This is a genomic window from Niabella insulisoli (assembly GCF_039652435.2).
GTDB lineage: Bacteria > Bacteroidota > Bacteroidia > Chitinophagales > Chitinophagaceae > Niabella > Niabella insulamsoli.
The window spans coordinates 1,347,841-1,369,238 of record NZ_CP190246.1 but is presented as its reverse complement, the minus strand read 5'-3'; the positions used below and the strand labels follow the sequence as shown (position 1 = coordinate 1,369,238).

Below are 21,398 nucleotides of genomic sequence, written 5' to 3'. Positions count from 1 at the left end.
AAACTTTTTGGTTGAAAATAATCTTTTAATCATCACAAATTGTAAGTAAAGGCCAGATAATACAGCCCACCAATGCTCGGGTTGCCAATGGCATTGGTATAATACTGGTTAAACAGGTTGTTGGCGCCCAGTTTTATTTGCGACTTGATAGCGGGCAATTTGTATAGCAAAGCGGCATCAACAATATGAATGGGATTTAAGGTACCCGATGCAAAATCGCCTTCATACATCACTTTATCCTGCCAACGCCAGTTGATATTAAAGCCAAACAATTGGCCAGGCCCAAAGCCGGAATTGCTCAAACCCAGTAAGGTTCTGTATTTGGGTGAATTGAAAGAAGAGCGGAAATTATTGGGAACATCCTTGATTTCATCTGAAGAAATATTTCCATTCACTGAAAAATTGGAAGGCAGCCTCCAGTCAAAACTCAATCCCCAGCCAAATGTTTTCACCTTTGCGTCTGAATTAACAACCACCGAAATACCGCGGTATTGACTGGGATCTGACTCATCATAAAACTGAACAATATCCCGTCTCCCGATAAAATTCTCATAAGTGCCTGTGTACACATAAGCATCGAGCAAAACCTTTTTAGCTACGAGCGCCTTGTACCCCAATTCGTAACTCACAACACTTTCAGGTTTGATTTCTTTATAAGTAACCGGAATGCGATTTGACGGATCGGCAACAAACTCGGGCGCAGAAAAACCCGGATTATTAATTAAATCGTAAGCTTCCCAAATCACTTTGTTTCCGCCAATCAGCGTTCCGCTACCCACCGCTAAATCGATCCACTGTTGCTGCGTGCTCGGAAACCGGTAAGCGGTTTGGTAAGACAACCTTATATTATGATCTTTTGCCGGTTGAATGACAGCCGTGAAGCGGGGTGTGAAGCGGCCTTTAAAATATTCGTTTTTATCGTACCGGCCAGACGCGGTCAGCTTCAAACGGTCTTTGATAATTTCCTTTCCCAGCTGCACATAAGCGCCGAGTTCGTTGATTTTAATCGGGCCGTTGGGCTCGTGAAACAAAGTGTTCTCACTATTTAACACAAATTGCCGCCAGTTGCCACCCGCTAAAAGTTCAACCACATTATTTAACACAGATGAAAAGTTGTACTGCCCTTCCGCAACATATAAATCTGATTTATCTAAAAACAAGCCGCCATTTTGATAAATCGGCTTCAGGCGTATTTCATCCCATAATTGATTAAACGCAGCCGAACCGGCTTCGGGGCGGCCGGCGTCGGCAACGGAGCGTGCGAGATTATGCGCGTCCAAATCAGCCGCTCCATTCATCTTTGCATTTATGTAAGCAAATCCATACTCCTGATACCATTGCGTGCTGGGCTTCCAGCCTTCGTTGAATTGACGGGCTGTGGCAGTCAGGTTATGCGATTCTCCGGCGTTCTCCTGTGTTGTATACCCGCGCACAAACCAGTTGTCCGACCTCAACTCCAATTTATATTGTGCAATTTGAAAATCTTTCAATGAGTAGCGGTCGCTTCCGGTATAAACTGAAGTACCGGCGCCCAACTGGCCCATTAAAATAGCTTCGATGCGGGGTGTTATTTTGTAATGAAGCGCACCGCCGATTTTATAATTGAGGGTGTTTGGGTCCGCCAGTTCGTTTTCCGTATATCCCGTCCGCGACACGGGAATATTTTCAGGCAATTGGTTGATATAAGATTGCCAGAAAGGAACCTGACCCGCAATGGCGTTTAATACCAGCGAACGCAGGTTGATCGTCGTTTCATCGCCATAAACATTGATACCATCATAGTTGGGATCCGTATCGCGGGTGCCGTCTTTGATCATTCCGTTGGTGCCCACGCGGCCATAATTCCTGTAATCCCTGGCCAGCCAGTCTTTCGCTTTGATGAATTCGCCTGTTATTTTATAAGCAAATTTATCAGACACTTTCTGCCCCCATCTTAATGCATAGTTTTGATAGGGCGATGCATCTCTCCAGTTATTTCCGATGTTCATAGCGCCGGCTTTAACCTGGAAAGAGAGGCCTGTGTAGTTAAACGGGTTTTTACTGTTCACAAGCAACGTTCCGTTCATCCCGCCTGATCCATATAAAGCCGAAGAAGCGCCCGGCAGCAGTTCCATACTTTCTACGTCAAGCTCTGTTAAACCAACAATACTGCCGACAGAAAAATTAAGCGCCGGCGCCTGGTTATCGATGCCATCTACCTGCTGGTTAAACCTGGTGTTACCGCTTCCTGCAAAACCTCTTGTAGTAGGCGAAGTAAAAGTAAGCGAAGCATTTACCACGTCCACTCCTTTTAGTTTCCCGATCATATCATAATAGTTGGCGGTGGGCGTACTTCGAATGGCCGCTGCGCTTACGCGCTCTACAGTTACAGGCGACTCTATCAGCCTTTCTGTAAACCTGGAAGCCGACACGACCACCTCCTGGCCCAACACAGGTTTCAATAAGATGATCATAAAAGAAGTACCGGACACTAAAACATCCTGCGGTTCATAGTTGACCGAGCTCACGGATAAAGTAGCGGGTAAAGATGTGACGGCAATCTCAAATTCACCGATTTCGTTAGCAACAGCACCGGAAGTGGTTCCTTTAACTGCTACCGAGGCCGCCGGAACGCCCTCATTGGTTTCGCTGCTTCTGATAACACCCTTTATCGTTTGTCCAAAACCATTGTAGGCGGTACACAGGAATACCAAGGCAGCAAGCAATCGTGCAAAGGTTCTCATAATTTGGGTTTTTGTTATTGGAATTTTACTATTAAAATAACATTTGTTAGTTTATCGGCAAAATAAACTTTGCCTTAGCCGCCATGTTTCGGGCGCAGCTGAGCCGTAGTTTTAAGGAACACAACTGATCTCTTTATTAAGGTTTCAACTTTCCGATTTATCAACTTATTTTCGCGCCATGTCTGAATTAAAATTTCCTCAACAAACTAATTTCTACCGCGGTAAGGTTAGAGATGTGTATACCATCGACGATCGCTTATTGGTCATGATTGCATCCGATCGTTTGTCCGCATTTGACGTCATACTGCCCAAACCGATTCCTTACAAAGGCCAGGTTTTAAATCAGATTGCAGCGTTTATGCTGAACGCTACCAAAGATCTCTGCAAAAACTGGCTGCTGGAAACGCCTACCGCCAATAGTTCTTTAGGGTATAAATGCGAGCCATTTAAAATTGAAATGGTCGTTCGCGGCCATTTAACAGGCCATGCCTGGAGAACGTATAACAGTGGAAAACGGAAACTGTGTGGCGTGGCGCTGCCCGACGGCATGAAAGAGAACGATGCCTTTGCAACGCCTATCATTACGCCCAGTACCAAGGCCAGCGAAGGGCATGATGAGGATATCAGCAAAGAAGAAATTATCGCGCAGGGATTGGCTACAGCCGGGGAATGGCTGCAATTAGAACGCCTGGCGCTTGGCTTATTTAAACGCGGGCAGGCACTGGCTTTAAAGCAGGGATTAATATTGGTGGATACAAAGTATGAGTTCGGAAAACTGAATGGAGACATTGTATTAATGGATGAAATCCACACGCCGGACAGTTCACGCTATTTTTATGCAGAAGGATTTGAAGAACGCCAACAGGCGGGAGAAAAACAAAAGCAACTAAGTAAAGAGTTTGTTCGCGAATGGCTGATTGAAAATGGCTTTATGGGAAAAGAAGGCCAACAGGTTCCGGAGATGACAGACGACTGGATCCAGACGATTTCAAAGCGATACATTGAACTTTATGAGCAGGTAATCGGCGCTCCTTTTAAACCGCAAGAAGTTACCGCCGAACAGCAATTGGATAAAATAACTACGGCGCTGGGTACCTACTAGCGCCTATCGCGATTTACCGAAAAAAATTAGGGCCGCAAATCGTTGCGGCCCTGTTTTATAGAGAACGGATCAACACTATCTTTTTCTAAGTTGTAGACTTTTAACATCCGGCTTTGGCTTGCTTCGCGTCATTACTGCTGAAACATTGTAAGGGTCGTTATCTACCCAATAGGCCAACGCGTCATCTGCTTCCGCCTGGGTTCGGATATTAGTTTCTAAAACATCCATTCTTGCATAGAAGTTTCCGTCAATTACAAAAATGCTTTTTTTCCCTAATCCAAAGTTTCCGACTAACTCTTCATCAATTATTGGCAAATATTCATCTTCATTTAATGTGGTAACAACAGCATAGCGGCCATCTCGTTGAAATTGCACGATAAATACGAAAGGATAGTCTTCGTAAAAATAATCTACAAAAGCTGTCTCGCGTTCATTAGGTGGCTCTTCGTAATAGTCCCTTTTTGTACAACTGGCCAATAATATAACGCCAGCTAAAAAAAGAAATGATATAGTTAATATTTTTTTCATGTGCTTTATGTTTAGTAGCTATTTAGAAATTGTTCGTCATTTAAAAGATTGTTTTAATAGCAAAACAGTTTGTAATCACACTGTTAAAAAATTTGTAAATAAAAGACGTCGTTCAAAACCTTAATGACTCAGTAACATACGATGGCTCGCACAGAATAATCCACTATTTTTACGTAACTCCATTATAAAACCTTCATATAGTGTTTGTAAATGAGTATTTAATTTGAAAATCCACTCTAAAAACATAAAAAGCTTTTGATGAAAATAAATGGCCTTCTCGCTGTAATACTTATAAATATTATTTTTCAGATGGATATCAATGCCCAAAGGTTACTCATTGGCACTTACACCAACAATAATAACAGCAAAGGAATTTATCTTTATGATTTTGATGCGCAAAAAGGAATGGCTTTGGAGCGAGGCGTGGCAGCCGCCGGCAATCCCTCTTATCTGGCGGTGAGCAGCGATAATCGTTTTGTCTATAGCGTTAACGAGACAGAAGAAGGCAAAATTTCTTCCTTTTCATATAATCCTGAAAAAGGGACGCTAAGTTTTATAAACAAACAAATCAACAATGGCAGCGCACCCTGTTATGTCAGCCTGGACAAAACCGGCAAATGGCTGTTTGCCGGCAACTACAGCAGCGGCAACCTGACGATACATCCCATTCTAACCGATGGTAGCATTGGCCCGATCCGGCAAACCGTTCAACATCATGGCAGCGGGCCCAATAAAGACCGGCAGCAATCGCCGCATGTTCACTGCACTTATATTTCTCCTGATAACCAATTTCTATATGTGCCTGATCTGGGCATTGATAAAGTGATGGTTTATCCTTTTGATGCAAAAACCGGCCGGCTCGACACAGCCGCATCCTCCCCTATTGAAATTCCCGCCGGCGGCGGCCCGCGGCATATCGTTTTTACCAAAAATGGAAAGTTTGGATATATCATTGAGGAACTATCGGGCGCCATTACGGTAATCTCCCGCAATGGTCCTGTTCATAAAACCATCCAGCGCATTAATAATCTGCCCGAAGCTTATAACGGCGCCAGCGCCGATGTGCACCTTTCCCCGGACGAACGCTTTCTTTATACGTCGCATCGCGGTAACAGTACGATACAAATCCATCGTGTTGATGAAAAAACCGGCCGGCTCGAATTTGTAGGCGAGCAATCGACGCTGGGCAATTTTCCGCGCAATTTTACGATCCATCCTTCGGGAAAATACCTGCTGGCGGCCAATCAAAAATCGAATGATATTACTATTTTTAAAAGAGATCCCAAAACGGGCCTTCTAACAGCGCTTCCCGATCGCATCCGGGTCGACGCTCCCGTTTGCCTTAAATGGATCTATTAAAAAAAGCTTATTCCGCATCCGCAGGCAATTATAAAACAGCCGGCTTACCTTTGCAGCCTGTTGTCCACCCTATCAAAAAATACATCGTTAGTTAAGCGCCTCAGCGCTCAACTCGGCTTTGACTACTGCGGCATTGCCCGCGCCGTCAGGCTGGAAGACGATGCGCGCAAACTGGAAGCCTGGCTTAACAAGGGCATGCACGGCCAGATGAAGTATATGGAAAACCATTTTGAATTGCGCGTTGACCCTACCCGGCTGGTGCCCGGCGCGAAATCGGTGATTACGCTGCTGCTTAATTATTTTCCCGGCGAAGCGCAGTGCGCTGATGCGCCCAAAATATCAAAATATGCTTATGGAAATGATTACCACGAAGTCATACGCGCGAAGCTGAACGAGTTTCTGTTTCTGTTGCGCGAGCAGGTTGGCGCTATTGAAGGACGCGGTTTTGTAGATTCTGCGCCAGTGCTCGAAAGAAGCTGGGCGCGCCGAAGTGGTATTGGTTGGGTTGGGAAGAACGGCAACCTGATTACCAAAAAAAATGGTTCTTTCTTTTTTATTGCCACCCTGATCACCGACCTTGAGCTGTCTTACGACGACCCATTTGCGAAGGATTTTTGCGGCTCCTGCACCAGGTGTATCGATGCCTGCCCTACCGGCGCGATACTACCCGACAAGATCGTGGACGGCAGCCGATGCATTTCCTATTTTACAATTGAATTAAAAGAAATGTTGCTGCCGGCGGAGATGAACGGCCGGTTTGATAACTGGATGTTTGGCTGTGACAGCTGCCAGGATGTTTGCCCCTGGAACCGATTTAGCAAGCCGCATCAAGAAGCAGCTTTCCGCCCCATTCCAGAGGTGCTGAATTTATCTACCAAAGAATGGGAACAGTTGTCTGAAGAAGCTTTTAGAAAAATTTTTCGCCACTCCCCCATGAAACGAAGCAAACATAAAGGCATTCAACGCAATCTCCATTTTTTAAAGAACGAGACAAAAAACGGTCAGGAGGATTAATTTTTGTTCTTTAAATTTTCCAAGGCGTGCTTCATGCGATCTCCATAACTTTTGTCCAGCAGCAGGCTGGAGAATTTTTCCCAGGGATACCATTTTAACTTAAAATCCATATAGGCCTGGAGGGCAAGCGAATCAGATTTTTGATCTTTATTGATTTGCCAGCCGCTGATAACCGGCCGGTCGTCCTTTTGCATTTTGACCACAACAAGGCTGTCTGAAGATTCGGTAACTTCAATTAAAACCTTATCAATAGCCGCTTTTACAACTTTGTTATCCACGCGCTGGGGCTGTTGCAATGCGATTGTTTCAAAGCCGGGATACCAGGTTTTCCACTGAGCAAGATCCCGAACAGGATCCAATATGCCCGTCCTTTCTTTCGCAACGCGGACCATTCTGAAAATACGGACATGCGAAGGAATGAAGAAGGAAACAATGCATGCGAGTGCGAAAAAAACAATAAAGCTCAAAACGAACAGCCGTAAATATTTCATTTAATATGTTTGCCGATTTTTAAGAGAAATAAAATTCAGTTTACAATCTACCTACATCATTCCCACTTCATTACTTTCATAACAATCAGGTAAACTACCACGATCCAAATGCCTAAAATGCCGATTTCCTTCCAACAATCAAATAAGTGCAGGCCTTCGAAAGAAATTTTGCGCATAGCATTATTGAATTGGGTAAGCGGCAGCGCCTGACACAAATTTTGTAACCATTGGGGAAACACATTAATCGGGAAAAATGTTCCTGAAAGCAGGATCTGCGGAAAGCCGAAAAGGTTGATCAAAAGCGGAATGCTAGTGTCTGATTTGGCCAGGCTGGCAAAAATCAACCCAACGCCCATCAATAAAAAAAGCATATAAATGGTCATGACGATCATTTCCACAAAAGTGACAAAACCATTGACCAGCGTGAATTGCAGAAAGAAATGCCCGAATAAAATCAAAACAACAACGTTGATCAACTGAAATACAAGCCGGCTGGCGCCAATGCCAATCAGTATATTGATTTTTCTAATGGGCGACGCATAAAAGCGCTTTAAAACTAATTGTTCGCGAAGGTTAAAAAACACGAAAGCAATGCCAAACATAGTGGCAAACAAAATAGAAAAGCCCAATTGACCGGGCAACACAAAATCGATCTGGCGATATTTTTTTCCAGGCACAATCTTAGGAACAAACGAATATTCTCTTTGCAATTTATGCGCATCGTCCAGCTCTATTTGCAGCGCCTGATAGTCGAGCGCGCGCATCAGGTTGTAAACGCTTCCGCCGCTTGCCTCGCTCGATAACAAATCCACCTGATAATAAACCCCTGAATCAATGTTCACCCGTTTGATATTCACCAGCGCCGCGATACTTCCTTTGATCAGGTCTTCATTTTGCCGGGCCGTATCTCCGGCATAGTCAACGATCTTAACGCGTGAACTGCTTTTTAAACTATCAAAAAGAAGATTGGCCGTGTCGCTGTTTGCTCCAATAGCAACTCGAAACGGACTCGGCGGCCGGTCGCTGAAAGCGCCAAAAATCAATATAAAAACAATAGGGAATAAAAAGCTAAAAAACAAAGCAGACGGCTGGCTAAAAATAGCTTTGAAACTGGCTTTGGTAACCGCCCACAGGGCCCTGGATTGACTATAAGACATTAACGGATCTAAAGTTTAATGGTAAAGGTTTAAAAATTTATTGGATCGTAAAATCGAAAGGAAGGCGGGTTTGTGCGCCTTGTGTCATTTCCTTTATTTTTAAAACCTGCCGGTAAATTTGATAATAATCATCGCCCAATTCTTTCTGCACTTTCGTTTCCGAGATAGCCGCGCCGTCCATTCCCAGCATGCGCTCCAACCAGTTTTCTGATTTGGGATATTCCCGAACTTCATAATCTGTCAGTTTGGCCTTTTTTGCTGCAGCCGCAATAGCCTGCTGCAGGCCGCCGTAAGCATCAATCAACCCGGCATCTTTTGCTTTCAAACCCGTCCAAACCCTGCCCTGCGCAATGGTTTCCACGTATGCTGTATCTTTTTTTCTGCCTTGGGCTACACGTTGTTTAAACTGCTGATAAGTGTCTTCAATATGTGTCTGCACCAGCGCTTTTTCCCTTTCCGTCATTGGATGATCTATATTGCCGGCATTCGCCAGCGGGCCGGTGGCAACGCCGTCAAATGTGATCCCCAATTTATTTTTAAAGAAGGAACTCAAATCGGGCACTACGCCAAAAACCCCGATCGACCCGGTGATAGTGCTCTTTGAAGCAAAAATACTGTCGGCCGGAACGGATATATAGTAGCCGCCCGAAGCCGCAACGTCGCCAAAGCTAACGATCAGCGGCTTCTCCTTTTTCGCGAGCGACATTTCCCGCCAAATATTTTCGCTGGCCAAAGCGCTGCCTCCCCCGGAATTGACGCGTACCACAATGGCTTTAATCGACTTGTCTAAACGGGCTTTTCGCAAAAGATCAATATAATTTGCGCTGCCTATATTTTGCGCGTCGCCGTCGCCATCAACGATGCTGCCCGTTGCGTAGATCAACGCGATGTCATCGCCGCTACCGCTTAAATCTTTATGGGCCGCTTTGTATTTTTCAATGCTTACAAAATTGATCTTTTTGGTGCTGTCTATTTTTAAACGATGCTTAATCTCTTCCTGTATTTCATCATCATATTTCAGCCCGTCGATCAGTTTATGCGCCATCGCATCTTCAGGTGTTTGTATGGCCCCTTCATCTGCCAGGCGATGTAAAGCTGCGGTGTCGAGCTTGCGCGCTTCCGCCGTATGGACTAAGAAATCATTATAAATATCATTGAGCCATACCGTCGTTTGCAATTTATTTTCTGCGGTCATTTTTTCTGCACGCAGCGGCTCGGTCGCACTTTTAAATTTGCCGGCATAAAAAATTTGAGGCTTTACCTCCAGTTTGTCAAGTGCGCCTTTTAAAAACATATAATTGACGCTGAAACCCACCCATTCAAAAAATCCCTTGGGGCTCACGTAAATTTTATCCGAAACATTCGCGATGCCATAAGCTTTTTGCGACATCATATCAGCATAAGCAATAATGAACTTTTTAGATTGTTTGAAGCCGATTAGTGCATTTCTAATTTCATCGCTACTTGCAAAACCATTGCCATTGCCATCGGCTTTCAATAAAATGCCGCCGATACGATCATCTGATTTGGCTTTTTCGATTAAACGAATCAGATCATATAACGAAGGCGGCTGTCCCAGCGATTCAGACTGCACCACCGCCTGCAGATCTTTCACCGGCCGCTCTTCATATCGCTTGCTGAGGTCAATTTCCAGCACCGACTTTTCGGCGATAACGGGGGCCGTCTCGGAAAGTTTGCTTCCTAAAACGCCTACGAAAAAAAACAAAGCCACAACACAAAAAACGACCAACGCCAAAAAGGCTGCTAAAAAAAATTTGAAAAAAGATTTCATCTATATTCTGTTTATGCACATAAGTTATACCGGTGAGATTAACATGCGGTAATACTGTGTTTCAAGCACTGATGTGTCGGTTAAAACTGGCAGCTTGCCAAACAAGCGGCAAAATTAACCATAAATAACATGCAAAGGGAAGAATCATAAGCTTCGGATATTAAATCTGTTGTGTACTTTTGAGCACTTGTTTGAAACAAAAGCGACGACTATCATGACTCCCGGCCCTAATCATGTATTCCTGATCATCGGATCTAATCTGGGTGATAAGAAAAGCAATCTGGAAGCCTCTGTTGAAATGATTAAAAAACAGATCGGCCCGGTGATGCGACAGTCGGCTATATATGAAACGGAGCCCTGGGGTATAAAAGATCAGCCCGTTTTTTACAACCAGGTGGTGGAAACAGTGTCCGAACTGGATGCTCTGAGCGTGCTGGAGGCGATTACCGCCATTGAAAAGCAAATGGGCCGGATCAGAACCGTACGGTATGGATCGAGGCTTATCGACATTGATATTTTATTTTTCAATAACGAAATAATAGCCTTACCAACACTTACGATTCCGCACCCGCGCATTGCCGAACGTAACTTTGTGTTGGCGCCGTTGGCAGAGTTGGCAGGCAGCAGGTTGCATCCGGTGCTCAACAAAACCATCGGCGAACTTTGGGCAGCATGCCCCGATCAATTGCATGTAAAAAAAATACAATAAGATAGCTGAGCGTTCTATATTTGTTCAGCAACTAAATCAACCCATAGTTTTTGCAATACGAATTTATTACCATAGAAGGCAATATCGGCGCCGGCAAAACAACGCTGGCGAAGGCGCTGAGTGAGCACTACAACGCCCGGTTGTTGTTAGAGGCGTTTGCAGACAACCCCTTTCTTCCTAAATTTTACGAAAAGCCAAAACAGTTCGCGTTTCCGCTCGAATTGTTTTTCATGGCGGAGCGTTATAAGCAACTTCAGGAGCTGCTATTGCAAAAAAACCTGTTTCAGCAACTCACTATTACAGATTATCTTTTTAAAAAATCACTTCTTTTTGCCAAAGTGACGCTGAGCGAGGATGAGTTTAAACTTTATCAGCGCTTGTTTGACATTGTGCAACAACAGTTGGTTCAGCCTCAGTTGCTGATTTATTTGCACGCCCCGGTCCGGAAGCTTCAGGAGAACATACGGAAACGGCAGCGTTCTTATGAGCAAAATATTCCCGACGATTATTTATTGAGTTTGCAGGAAACTTATCTGCAGTATATCCGCCAGTTGCCGATTCCTGTTTTATTGGTGGATGCTTCCGGGGCAGATTTTATCAATCACAACGCTCATTTGAAGATCATACAAGACGCTTTGGAACGCGAATATGAACCAGGAATTCATCATATCAATTTGTGATCGTTCCGTTGTATTTTTGCTGCCTCAATGACAAGCATACCGACGCCCGAAACGCAGATCACCAATGACCCCTTTGCAGCAGTCCGCATCGCTGAATATCGAAACCTTATGATTGGCCGGTTTACGTTTGTAGCGGCTATGAGAATGATCACGACCGTTGTAGGATGGTGGATTTACCAACTCACTAAAGATCCGCTGGCCATCGGCCTGATTGGCCTTTCGGAAGTTATACCGGCGCTGTCCCTCGCTTTATATTCTGGCCACCGGGTAGATACCAATGATAAGCGAAAGCTAATATTGCAGGGCATTACCGGCTATTTATTCGCAGCACTCATTCTCTTTGCCTTATCGACCTCCGAAACGCAGGCGTTGCTTCATACCAGCCACATCAGTTGGTTTATTTACGGCGTTTTCTTTTTTACCGGCATGCTTCGCTCCTTTGTAGGCCCTTGTTTCAGTGCGATGATCGCGACGATTGTGCCCAAAAACCTGTTGCAGAATGCCACCACCTGGAACCAGGGCACCTGGTTATCGGCGTCGGTAACCGGCCATGCTGTCGGCGGCTTCTTGATAGCTTTAATCGGTATTGGATCGACTTTGCTTGTGATTTGCAGCCTGATTTTTTTGAGTATCATTTTTCTTTTTCAATTGAAACCAAAACCTCCCATTCACACCAACGAAAAAGGCGCACCCCAACCTAAAACCTGGGAAAGCATCAAAGAAGGGTTGGCGTTCGTTTTTCAGACAAAAGCGCTGTTAGCCGCCATGGCGCTGGATATGTTTGCCGTATTGTTTGGCGGTGCCGTGGCCATGATTCCCGTATTCGCCAGCGACATTCTGAAGATCGGGCCCAAAGGATTTGGCTGGCTAAATGCCGCCACTGATATCGGAGCTATCTTTATCGTAATCGCGCTAACACTTTCTCCCATGCGAAAAAATCAGGGCCGGAAAATGTTGATTGCGGTAGCAGGTTTTGGTATTTGCATTATTCTGTTCGGACTTTCTAAAATATTCTGGGTATCGTTTTTTGCGCTGGTTTTGGCCGGCATATTGGACGGCATTAGTGTGGTGGTAAGAGGAACAGTGATGCAACTGCTAACACCCGATCATATGCGCGGCCGCGTGAGCAGCGTAAGTGGTATGTTTGTGTTAAGCAGCAATGAACTCGGCCAGTTTGAAAGCGGCGTCATGTCGCGGGCGATGGGTGTTATTCCATCGGTTGTATTTGGAGGCTGCATGACGCTTGCCGTCGTCATCACTACCTGGTTTAAAGCGCCGACCTTAAGAAAATTCGAATATTGACCTGTGCCTTCCTGAAAAATTTGCATCGTTTCCTATAAGAATTGTAGCCCGGCAAAGCTTGTTGCCGCTGATTGCCTATTTTTATGAGTCAGCGTCTAAACTTTTAAGCGGTTCTGCTATCTAATCCAAAAAAAACCTAATTCAACGATGCATATCCACAGAAAAAATTACTTAATCCGCCTGCAACAGGCCATTTTCTCTTTACTGATACTTTTAAGCGCCAGCGCCTCTTTTGCGCAATCAAAACCTAATATCCTCTGGATCACGATCGAAGATACCTCTCCCGAATTCATCGGCTGTTACGGCAATAAGGCAGCCAAAACGCCTACCATCGACAGCCTCGCGTCGGTGGGCACCCGGTTCACCAATGCTTTTTCTACCGGCACCGTTTGCTCGCCGAGCAGAACGACTTTGATTACAGGCGTAAGAGCTTTCGAGGCGGGCACCGGGCATCACCGCAGCAAAATCCTCCTCCCCGATTTTATCAAAGGCTTTCCCTTCTACATGCAGCAATCAGGATACTACACTTCAAACAATGTGAAGACCGATTATAATATCGTGGATTCAAAAAGCTTTGTTGAAACGGCATGGAATGAGAGCAGCGGAAAAGCTACCTGGCGCAACCGGAAACCGGGGCAATCTTTTTTTGCTGTCTTTAACTTCACGGAAAGCCACCAGTCCAAAACCATGACCGACCCGTATGAGGCTTACAAGAAAAACGTGTGGGACAAACTATCTCCTGACGAACGAATTGCAGATGATGCGTTCCCGATGCCGCCTTTTTATCGGCAGACGCCGGAAATGCGAAAACAATTTGCAAGGGTGTACAATTCATTAAAGTTAACCGATAAGCGCGTTGCCGAAGTTTTGCATCGATTAAAAGAAGATAAGCTGACGGATAGTACCATTATTTTCTTTTTCAGCGATCACGGGGAAGGCATACCACGCGGCAAGACGAATGGCATTGATTTGGGATATCGCGTGCCGTTTATCGTTTGGGTGCCGCCGATGTATCGTCATTTGGCGCCCGGCGCCAATGGCAGCGTCAACACTGAGCTGGTTCATTTTGGGGACCTAGCGCCTACGATGATCAGCCTGGCTGGCGGAACGGTTCCGCAGCACATGACCGGCAGAATTATGATGGGAGCCCATAAAAAAGAAGCGCCGGAATACATTGAATTATCCACCGATCGCTGTGATAACGGCATTGATATGGTGCGCAGTATTACGGACGGTCGCTATCTTTATTCGAGAAATTTTCTAACTTTTTCCCCGGAGCTTCGATATATCAATTATATTGAAATCAGCCCCATCAAAAAAATCATGCGCCGCGACCTCGCCAATGGGCAACTTAGCGAAACACAGCAGCAATATTTTAAACCCCGCCCCGCCGAATTTTTATTCGATACCGAACGCGATGTTTGGGAGATGAACAACCTGGCAAATGACCCATCAGCGCAACCTCTTTTGGAAAAAATGCGGAGCCGGCTTGATGTTTCCATGAACGCATCAAAGGATATCATGTTATTGCCTGAATATGAAATAGCGAAGCTCCCTTCTCAAAAAACAACCGCTTACCAATACAGGCTGAGCCCTGATTTTAAGTTTGCCGATATTTACAAAGCAGCTATGCTTTCAGGATTCCAGGGAAATAAAGTGGTGGATCAGCAGGTAGCGCTGTTATCCGACGCAAATAAGATAGTGCGCTACTGGGCCGCCATGGGCCTGCGTTGTCAGCAGGGAAATGCCGTCCTCAAACAGGTTTTAGCTAAGGCGATCAACGATCCTTACCCGCCGGTTTCGGTTACCGCTGCGGCCACCAGTTATCATCTTTTCGCCGACTCCGCTTCGGCACAGGTACTTAGAAAAGCCATCCAATCTGATAATGAACATATCCGGTTAATGGCGATCAACTACCTGCTATACACAAGGCATCCACAACCCTTTATTGCCGACGTTGCAAAAGCAAGAAACGCGGCGATGGATGAAGACGGATATGTGAGATGGGCCGCCCAGGATTTTTTATCCGCCCAGGGCATTATGGAAAACAAACGTGGCAAAGATAATCCTGGCAACAAGCGCGCGCGTAACCGGCAAAACAAGCGATAACAATTCACTGTTTCCTGATCAAAACCATTAAAATAAAAATGCCAGTGCGCGCTGCACTGGCATTTTCTATAAAAGTTTACAAGTAATTTAAATCACACGTACCCGGATTACCCCTTCAATTTGCCGGATCTTAGCAATGCTTTCTTCATTACTCACCGTTTCAAGGTCGAGAATGGTATAGGCATAGTCGCCGCGGCTTTTGTTGATCATATCTTTGATATTAACCTTGCCTTCGGCTAGAGCCGTTGAAATCTGGCCGACCATATTCGGAATATTTTTATGGGCAACAGTAATCCGTTGCGCGCCCGAAACCGGCATCTCACAATTAGGGAAATTGACCGAGTTTTTGATATTCCCGCTTTCCAGGTAAGCCTTTGTTTGGCGGGCGGCCATCTCAGCGCAATTATCTTCCGATTCCGGCGTTGAAGCGCCCAAATGAGGAATGGCAATAACACCCGGCCTGTTGATCATTTTCTCGTTAGGAAAGTCGGTTACATAGGCGCCAACCGTTCCATCTTCAATTGCCGCAAGTATATCATCATCATTAACCAATTCCCCTCTCGATAAATTGATAATGCGTACACCTTTTTTCATCTGTGCAAAGGTTTCGGCGTTTAATGTGCCTTTGGTTTGCGCATTGTACGGCATATGCAGCGTGATAAAATCTGCGTGTTCAAAGATCGTTTTCAGGTCGTTGGCCTTTCTTACCGCCCTCGACAATCCCCATGCGGCATCTACGGAAATATAAGGATCATAGCCTAAGACTTCCATACCCAGGTTAGTAGCGGCATTCGCGATTAATACACCGATCGCTCCCAATCCAATTACGCCCAATACTTTGCCATCGAGTTCAGGGCCTACAAATTGCGCTTTGCCCTTTTCCACTTCTTTGGCCACATCCTGCGTCAGCCCGTTTGCCCAATTGATACCTTCCACTATTTTCCTGGAAGAAATCAGCATTGAAGTAATGGCCAATTCCTTTACCGCGTTAGCGTTTGCACCGGGCGTATTAAAAACGACAATGCCTTTTTCAGCACAACGATCGATAGGAATATTATTTACTCCTGCCCCCGCGCGGGCAATGCTTAACAAAGATTCAGGAAACTCCATTTCATGCATGGAAGCGCTCCTTAGCAGGATACCATCAGGATTCGCAGCGCTATCGTCAATTGTGTAGTTGTCGCCCAATTGCTCAAGCCCTGTTTTTGCAATCTTATTTAATGTTTTAATTGTATAACTCATATTTATTGGATTCATGGTTCATAGATAAAATTTCAAAGCTATAAACCGTCTTATTATTTTAAGATTAGAGAATTGTCGGTCGCCTATCCATCATGATCCATTGCCGATGAACCATGAACAACTTACTATTTGTTGGCGACTTCAAACTGTTTCATAAAGTCAACCAGTTTCTGAACGCCTTCCAAAGAAATCGCATTATAAATACTGGCCCGCATGCCGCCTACCGAACGGTGGCCTTTCAATTGTACAAAACCAGCAGCGGTAGCTTCTTTGATAAATTTCGCATCCAGCTCTTCATTGCCTGTGACAAAAGGTATGTTCATCACCGAGCGGTCTTTGCCGGCCACAGTGCTTTTAAAAAGCGCCGACTCATCCAGGAAATTATACAGCGTGTTTGCTTTATCAATGTTGATCTTTTCCATCGCGTCAACCCCACCTTGCTCCTTTACCCAATTTAGCACCAGGCCGATCAGGTAAATACCATAAGTGGGCGGCGTGTTATACATACTGCCATTATCAATATGTTCTTTATAGTTAAACATTGTGGGGGTAAAATCCATCGCATGGCCTGCGAGGTCTTCCCTGATAATAACCACGGTAACCCCGGAAGGGCCAAGATTCTTTTGTGCGCCGGCATAAATCAATCCAAACTTCGAAACATCATAGTTTTTAGAAAGAATATCGGAAGACATATCGCCTACGAGCGGCACGTCGCCGCTGTCGGGCAGTTCCGCAAATCGCGTTCCGTAGATGGTATTGTTGGTAGTGATATGAAAATAATCAGCTTCTTTATCAAACTGAGAAGCATCCAGCTGCGGGATATAATTAAAAGTTTTGTCTTCAGAAGATGCAATCACGCGCACGGCACCGTAGCGCTTGGCCTCTTTGATAGCTTTCTTCGACCAGGCGCCCGTGTTCACGTAATCCGCTTTTTTGTTTTTGTTCATCAGGTTGAGCGGAACCATAGCAAACTGCGAAGACGCGCCACCCTGCAGGAATAAAATCTTATACTGATCTGGCACTTTCATTAATTCGCGTAACGAACTCTCAGCCGACTCAAGAATGGACATAAAGTCTTTTGAGCGATGGCTCATTTCCATAACGCTCATTCCACTTGTTCCATAGCACAAAATTTCGCTTTGTGCTTTCTTTAAAACCGCTTCCGGAAGTGCAGAAGGGCCGGCTGAAAAATTGTAAACTCTTTGCATTGCCAATTGATTATTGTTTAAAATATTGAGGCGCGAATTTAATCTTATCTAATGTAATTACAATCCTGTACTGTTGTTTTTTAACAGTTATGCACATTTGGTGAACAAACTTACAGTTGAATGACAGAGACGCTTTCGCATTTTTTCGAAGAAAACCGATTGCTAAAAAAATTTCGGAAGGAAGATAATTATGCCGATCAGGAGGGCAGCTACCGAAACGATCAAAACCGCTGCAGCCGCGAGATCTTTAATAACCTTGATTTGCTCATGATACCGGGGCGACACGAAATCGCAAAGTTTTTCAAGAGCCGTGTTTAGGATTTCAAAGCCCGTTACAACGCCGATACACATAATCACGACCGCAAATTCCAAAGCAGAAATACGGCAGCAAAAGCCCAACACCACAGCCGCTATCGCAGCAAGGGCGTGCACTTTCATGTTCTGCTCTGACCGCAGCGCCCTGCCCAGCCCGTTTAGTGCATACCCGAAACTTTTTACAAATTTTTTAAAAGAAAAGGGACGATTCATTCAGGACAAATCTAATTATAAAAAATGCGAAGCTCTACACTTCGCATTTTTTTAAAACGTTGATCAGGCTTCGTTTACCGCTGCGATGCCGGGCAAAGTTTTGCCTTCAAAAAACTCGAGCATCGCGCCGCCGCCGGTTGATACATAACTTACCTTGCTGGCGTAGCCGAATTTATTAACGGCTGCCACGCTATCGCCGCCGCCTACCAGAGAGAAAGCGCCGGCTTCGGTTGCCTCGGCCACCGCGTCAGCAATAGCTTTGGTGCCTCCCTGAAATTTTTCCATTTCGAAAACTCCCATCGGGCCATTCCAAAGAATTGTTTTTGATTTTTTTATCACGTTTGCAAACTGCCCTCTTGATTCTCCGGCAATATCAAGACCCATCCAGCCCTGCGGGATATTATTGCTGGGGGCTTCTGATGTGTCGGCATCTGCGGCAAACTTATCGGCAATAATGCTTTCGCCCGGCAAATGAATACAAACATTTTTTTCTTTGGCCTTTTCCAAAATTTCTTTAGCGGTATCCAGCCTTTCTTCTTCGCAAAGCGACGAGCCGATATTGCCACCCATGGCTTTGAAAAAAGTATAGGCCATGCCGCCACCAATGATAATATCTGTAGCGCGATCTAACAGGTTTTCTATAATCAGAATTTTGTCGGATACTTTGGCGCCGCCCAGAATGGCCGTAAAAGGCTTTTGAGCATCGCTCAACACTTTCTGCGCGCTGTTAACTTCTGCTTCCATTAGAAGTCCGAACATTCTTTTTTCCGCAGGGAAGAATTTTGCAATAACGGCTGTGGAAGCGTGCGCACGGTGCGCTGTTCCGAAGGCATCGTTTACATACGCGTCGCCCAATTTGCTAAGCTTTTCAGCAAACGCCTCGTCGCCTTTCTCCTCTTCTTTATAGAAGCGAAGGTTTTCAAGCAGCAACACTTCACCCTCGCGCATCATATTGGCAGTGAGATGGGCCTGTTCGCCAATACAGTCGCCGGCGAACAACACCGTGGCCCCATCAAGCAGGCCGCTTAAATGATTAACTAAATGTTTTAAAGAAAATTTGTCTTCCGGCCCGTTTTTAGGACGGCCCAGATGCGACATCAAAATGACTTTACCGCCATCAGCGATAATTTTTTTTATGGTAGGAACCGCTGCTTTCATGCGTGCATCCGAGGTTATTTCCATTTTATCATTGAGCGGCACATTGAAGTCAACGCGCACCAGCGCTTTCTGGCCCTTGAAGTTATAGTCGGAAAATTTAGACATGATTGATATGTTGAATGGTGAATAGTTAATTGTGAATGGCTTAATGGTCAATAGTGAATGGTCAATGGTTAATGGTTAATGGTCAATGGTCAATGGTCAATAGTGAATGCTCAATGGTTAATAGTAAGATCGATGGATTATTCATTATTCCCAGGCCATTAAAAACAAAAAGCGGAACATAATGCCCCGCTTTTAATATAAAGTTTAGAATTACTTCGTGATTAAACCGGCAAAGTATTTCACCGTACGAACCAACTGAGATACGTAGCTCATTTCGTTGTCGTACCATGAAACTGTACGCGCGATGTGCTTGTCGCCCACGTTCATTACTTTAGTCAATGTTGCATCAAACAACGAACCATAGCTGGTTCCGATCACATCGCTGCTTACGATTTCGTCTTCGTTGTAACCGAAGCTTTCGTTAGCCGCTGCTTTCATTGCTGCATTGATTTCTTCGGCGGTTGTGGCTTTTCCTAAAATTACATTCAGCTCGGTGATCGAACCGGTAATTGTTGGAACACGCTGAGCGCTACCATCTAATTTTCCTTTCAGATTAGGCAATACCAGGCCGATAGCTTTTGCAGCGCCTGTGCTGTTGGGAACGATGTTAGAAGAAGCGGCGCGAGCGCGGCGAAGATCTCCTTTAGGATGCGGTGCATCCAAAGTATTCTGATCGTTGGTATAAGCATGGATGGTCGTCATGATACCGATCTCGATGCCGTAGGTGTCATCAAGCACTTTCGCCATTGGAGCCAAACAGTTAGTTGTACAAGATGCACAGCTAATAATGGTTTCGCTACCATCGAGGATATCGTGGTTTACGTTGAATACAATTGTTTTCAGATCGCCGGTTGCAGGAGCAGAAATAACTACACGCTTAGCACCCGCGGTGATGTGAGCCGAAGCTTTATCTTTATCTGTGAAGAAACCGGTACACTCTAATACCACATCTACATCGTGATCGCCCCATGGAATTTGAGAAGGATCTTTTTGTGCGTAAATTTTAATTTCTTCGCCTTCAACAGTAATTGAATTATCTGAATGAGTAACATTTTTATTGAAAGGGCCTTGTGCCGAATCGTATTTTAACAAATGCGCCAGGGCTTTGGGGCTGGTAAGATCATTAATGGCTACCACATCAATGCCTTGCTGATTGTAGATTTGGCGAAAAACCAAACGTCCGATGCGGCCGAAACCATTGATGGCTACTTTTACTGTGCTCATGATTTTTTAGTGATTTAATTAATAAGAACTTTTTTTGGAGGCGTGAAGTTAGTGATTTTAGGGAAAAGTGTACTAAATACATCTTATTTTTTTCGCACGTAGGGTGTTTAAAAAGAATTATTAAAAAAGTTTTGTCAGATTGCGGGAGCTCACTATATTTGCACTCCCAAAAACGATGAGCCGCGTTGGTCAAGGGGTTAAGACGCATCCCTTTCACGGATGAATCACGGGTTCGATTCCCGTACGCGGTACAAAGCCGGGCTTTTCAGCCCGGTTTTTTTGTGCCTGAAAGTGTTGGAGCACTTGAGTGCTTAAGGATCAGGTTAGATATTGGGGGATTGGCTAAAAATATTGGTATTGCAGGAAATTGTCAACTTGCCATCGACAGCTGATTATATTCATCTGTTATTGTCATACAACTTTTCGAACATCGCTTTCGGGGCATTTTTTGTTTTCCCAGGCGCGCAATTTTCTATAGTTTTTTAGTAAATTGAAAGTTATTCTATTTAAACCTTTTATATGGCCGAACTGAAAACCAAACAAAACAACGCCAGCGTTAAAGATTTTATCAACTCGTTTGCGGATACCGAACAAAAAAGGAAAGATGGCTTTGAATTATTAAAACTCATGCAGGACTTCACAGGCTACAAAGCTAAAATGTGGGGGCCATCCATCATTGGTTTTGGAAAATACCATTACAAATCAGAACGGAGCCGGCAGGAAGGAGACTGGCCGCTGGTCGGCTTCTCGCCCCGCAAAGCCGCCATTTCACTATATGTTTATTCGGGTGGCGAAGCGCAGGATGCATTATTGAAGGAACTGGGAAAATTCAAAATGGGTAAAGGCTGCATCTATGTCAAAAAACTTTCCGATATTGATACGGATGTATTAAAGCAATTGATCCGGGGCACAATCGTCCATCTGGAGGCCAAATACGGCAAAACTTAAAATTTCACATCCGTCAAAA

18 protein-coding genes and 1 tRNA gene are annotated in these 21,398 nt (G+C 44.8%); 9 read left to right on the top strand and 10 right to left on the bottom strand.

Annotated elements, in window-relative coordinates; genetic code table 11:
* Positions 1-32: 32 nt before the first annotated feature.
* A complete protein-coding gene (locus ABDK00_RS05830) occupies positions 33-2,723 on the bottom strand; it encodes a TonB-dependent receptor (RefSeq protein ID WP_346238941.1) in 2,691 nt (896 codons plus the stop codon).
* 178 nt (positions 2,724-2,901) lie between these two features.
* Here ABDK00_RS05830 and ABDK00_RS05825 point away from each other — a divergent pair, with 178 nt between their 5' ends.
* Entirely contained in the window at positions 2,902-3,825 is a 924-nt protein-coding gene (locus tag ABDK00_RS05825) for a phosphoribosylaminoimidazolesuccinocarboxamide synthase (RefSeq protein ID WP_346238940.1), read from the top strand.
* Positions 3,826-3,900: 75 nt separating this feature from the next.
* Here ABDK00_RS05825 and ABDK00_RS05820 read toward each other — a convergent pair whose 3' ends face one another.
* Positions 3,901-4,353, bottom strand: a complete 453-nt coding sequence (locus ABDK00_RS05820) for a hypothetical protein (protein ID WP_346238939.1) — start codon at positions 4,351-4,353, stop codon at positions 3,901-3,903.
* 258 nt (positions 4,354-4,611) lie between these two features.
* Between ABDK00_RS05820 and ABDK00_RS05815 the strand changes: the two genes are divergently transcribed.
* Together ABDK00_RS05815 and queG are read left to right on the top strand one after the other, a co-directional pair.
* The gene (locus ABDK00_RS05815) at positions 4,612-5,712 is read left to right on the top strand and encodes a lactonase family protein (protein ID WP_346238938.1); all 1,101 of its coding nucleotides are present in this window, start codon (positions 4,612-4,614) and stop codon (positions 5,710-5,712) included.
* Between the two features lie 60 nt (positions 5,713-5,772).
* Positions 5,773-6,726, top strand: a complete 954-nt coding sequence (gene queG / locus ABDK00_RS05810) for a tRNA epoxyqueuosine(34) reductase QueG (protein ID WP_346238937.1) — start codon at positions 5,773-5,775, stop codon at positions 6,724-6,726.
* Here the strand turns inward: queG and ABDK00_RS05805 are convergent.
* Genes ABDK00_RS05805 through sppA form a run of 3 tightly spaced genes read right to left on the bottom strand, consistent with a single transcriptional unit; the run spans position 6,723 to position 10,166 of the window.
* Positions 6,723-7,217, bottom strand: a complete 495-nt coding sequence (locus ABDK00_RS05805; RefSeq protein ID WP_346238936.1) for a hypothetical protein — start codon at positions 7,215-7,217, stop codon at positions 6,723-6,725. The genes queG and ABDK00_RS05805 overlap by 4 nt on opposite strands.
* Positions 7,218-7,273: 56 nt before the next feature.
* Positions 7,274-8,374, bottom strand: a complete 1,101-nt coding sequence (locus ABDK00_RS05800; RefSeq protein ID WP_346238935.1) for an ABC transporter permease — start codon at positions 8,372-8,374, stop codon at positions 7,274-7,276.
* Positions 8,375-8,411: 37 nt separating this feature from the next.
* Complete coding sequence (sppA, locus tag ABDK00_RS05795) at positions 8,412-10,166, bottom strand: signal peptide peptidase SppA (RefSeq protein WP_346238934.1); 1,755 nt, start codon at positions 10,164-10,166, stop codon at positions 8,412-8,414.
* Positions 10,167-10,353: 187 nt separating this feature from the next.
* Between sppA and folK the strand changes: the two genes are divergently transcribed.
* From folK to ABDK00_RS05775, 4 genes are all read left to right on the top strand, one after another.
* A complete protein-coding gene (gene folK, locus ABDK00_RS05790; protein WP_346238933.1) occupies positions 10,354-10,875 on the top strand; it encodes a 2-amino-4-hydroxy-6-hydroxymethyldihydropteridine diphosphokinase in 522 nt (173 codons plus the stop codon).
* A 50-nt stretch (positions 10,876-10,925) separates the two neighbouring features.
* Positions 10,926-11,555: a deoxynucleoside kinase gene (locus tag ABDK00_RS05785; protein WP_346238932.1), complete on the top strand. Its 630-nt coding sequence runs from the start codon at positions 10,926-10,928 to the stop codon at positions 11,553-11,555.
* A 27-nt stretch (positions 11,556-11,582) separates the two neighbouring features.
* The gene (locus ABDK00_RS05780) at positions 11,583-12,857 is read left to right on the top strand and encodes an MFS transporter (protein ID WP_346238931.1); all 1,275 of its coding nucleotides are present in this window, start codon (positions 11,583-11,585) and stop codon (positions 12,855-12,857) included.
* A gap of 147 nt (positions 12,858-13,004) precedes the next feature.
* Positions 13,005-14,966 (top strand): sulfatase-like hydrolase/transferase, encoded by a 1,962-nt coding sequence (locus ABDK00_RS05775; RefSeq protein WP_346238930.1) that lies wholly within the window; start codon positions 13,005-13,007, stop codon positions 14,964-14,966.
* Positions 14,967-15,053: 87 nt separating this feature from the next.
* Here the strand turns inward: ABDK00_RS05775 and ABDK00_RS05770 are convergent, their stop codons facing one another.
* From ABDK00_RS05770 to gap, 5 genes are all read right to left on the bottom strand, one after another.
* A complete protein-coding gene (locus ABDK00_RS05770; RefSeq protein ID WP_346238929.1) occupies positions 15,054-16,208 on the bottom strand; it encodes a phosphoglycerate dehydrogenase in 1,155 nt (384 codons plus the stop codon).
* A 125-nt stretch (positions 16,209-16,333) separates the two neighbouring features.
* Positions 16,334-17,416 (bottom strand): 3-phosphoserine/phosphohydroxythreonine transaminase, encoded by a 1,083-nt coding sequence (gene serC / locus ABDK00_RS05765; protein ID WP_346238928.1) that lies wholly within the window; start codon positions 17,414-17,416, stop codon positions 16,334-16,336.
* 162 nt (positions 17,417-17,578) lie between these two features.
* On the bottom strand, positions 17,579-17,944 hold the full coding sequence (locus ABDK00_RS05760) for a diacylglycerol kinase family protein (RefSeq protein WP_346238927.1): 366 nt from the start codon (positions 17,942-17,944) through the stop codon (positions 17,579-17,581).
* A gap of 63 nt (positions 17,945-18,007) precedes the next feature.
* On the bottom strand, positions 18,008-19,207 hold the full coding sequence (locus ABDK00_RS05755; RefSeq protein WP_346238926.1) for a phosphoglycerate kinase: 1,200 nt from the start codon (positions 19,205-19,207) through the stop codon (positions 18,008-18,010).
* Positions 19,208-19,417: 210 nt separating this feature from the next.
* On the bottom strand, positions 19,418-20,431 hold the full coding sequence (gene gap, locus ABDK00_RS05750; protein ID WP_346238925.1) for a type I glyceraldehyde-3-phosphate dehydrogenase: 1,014 nt from the start codon (positions 20,429-20,431) through the stop codon (positions 19,418-19,420).
* Between the two features lie 179 nt (positions 20,432-20,610).
* On the opposite strand from gap, the gene ABDK00_RS05745 reads away from it, so the two are divergent.
* Both ABDK00_RS05745 and ABDK00_RS05740 read left to right on the top strand, forming a co-directional pair.
* Positions 20,611-20,682, top strand: a tRNA-Glu gene (locus ABDK00_RS05745).
* Positions 20,683-20,950: 268 nt separating this feature from the next.
* Positions 20,951-21,379, top strand: a complete 429-nt coding sequence (locus tag ABDK00_RS05740; RefSeq protein ID WP_346238924.1) for a DUF1801 domain-containing protein — start codon at positions 20,951-20,953, stop codon at positions 21,377-21,379.
* Positions 21,380-21,398: the final 19 nt, after the last annotated feature.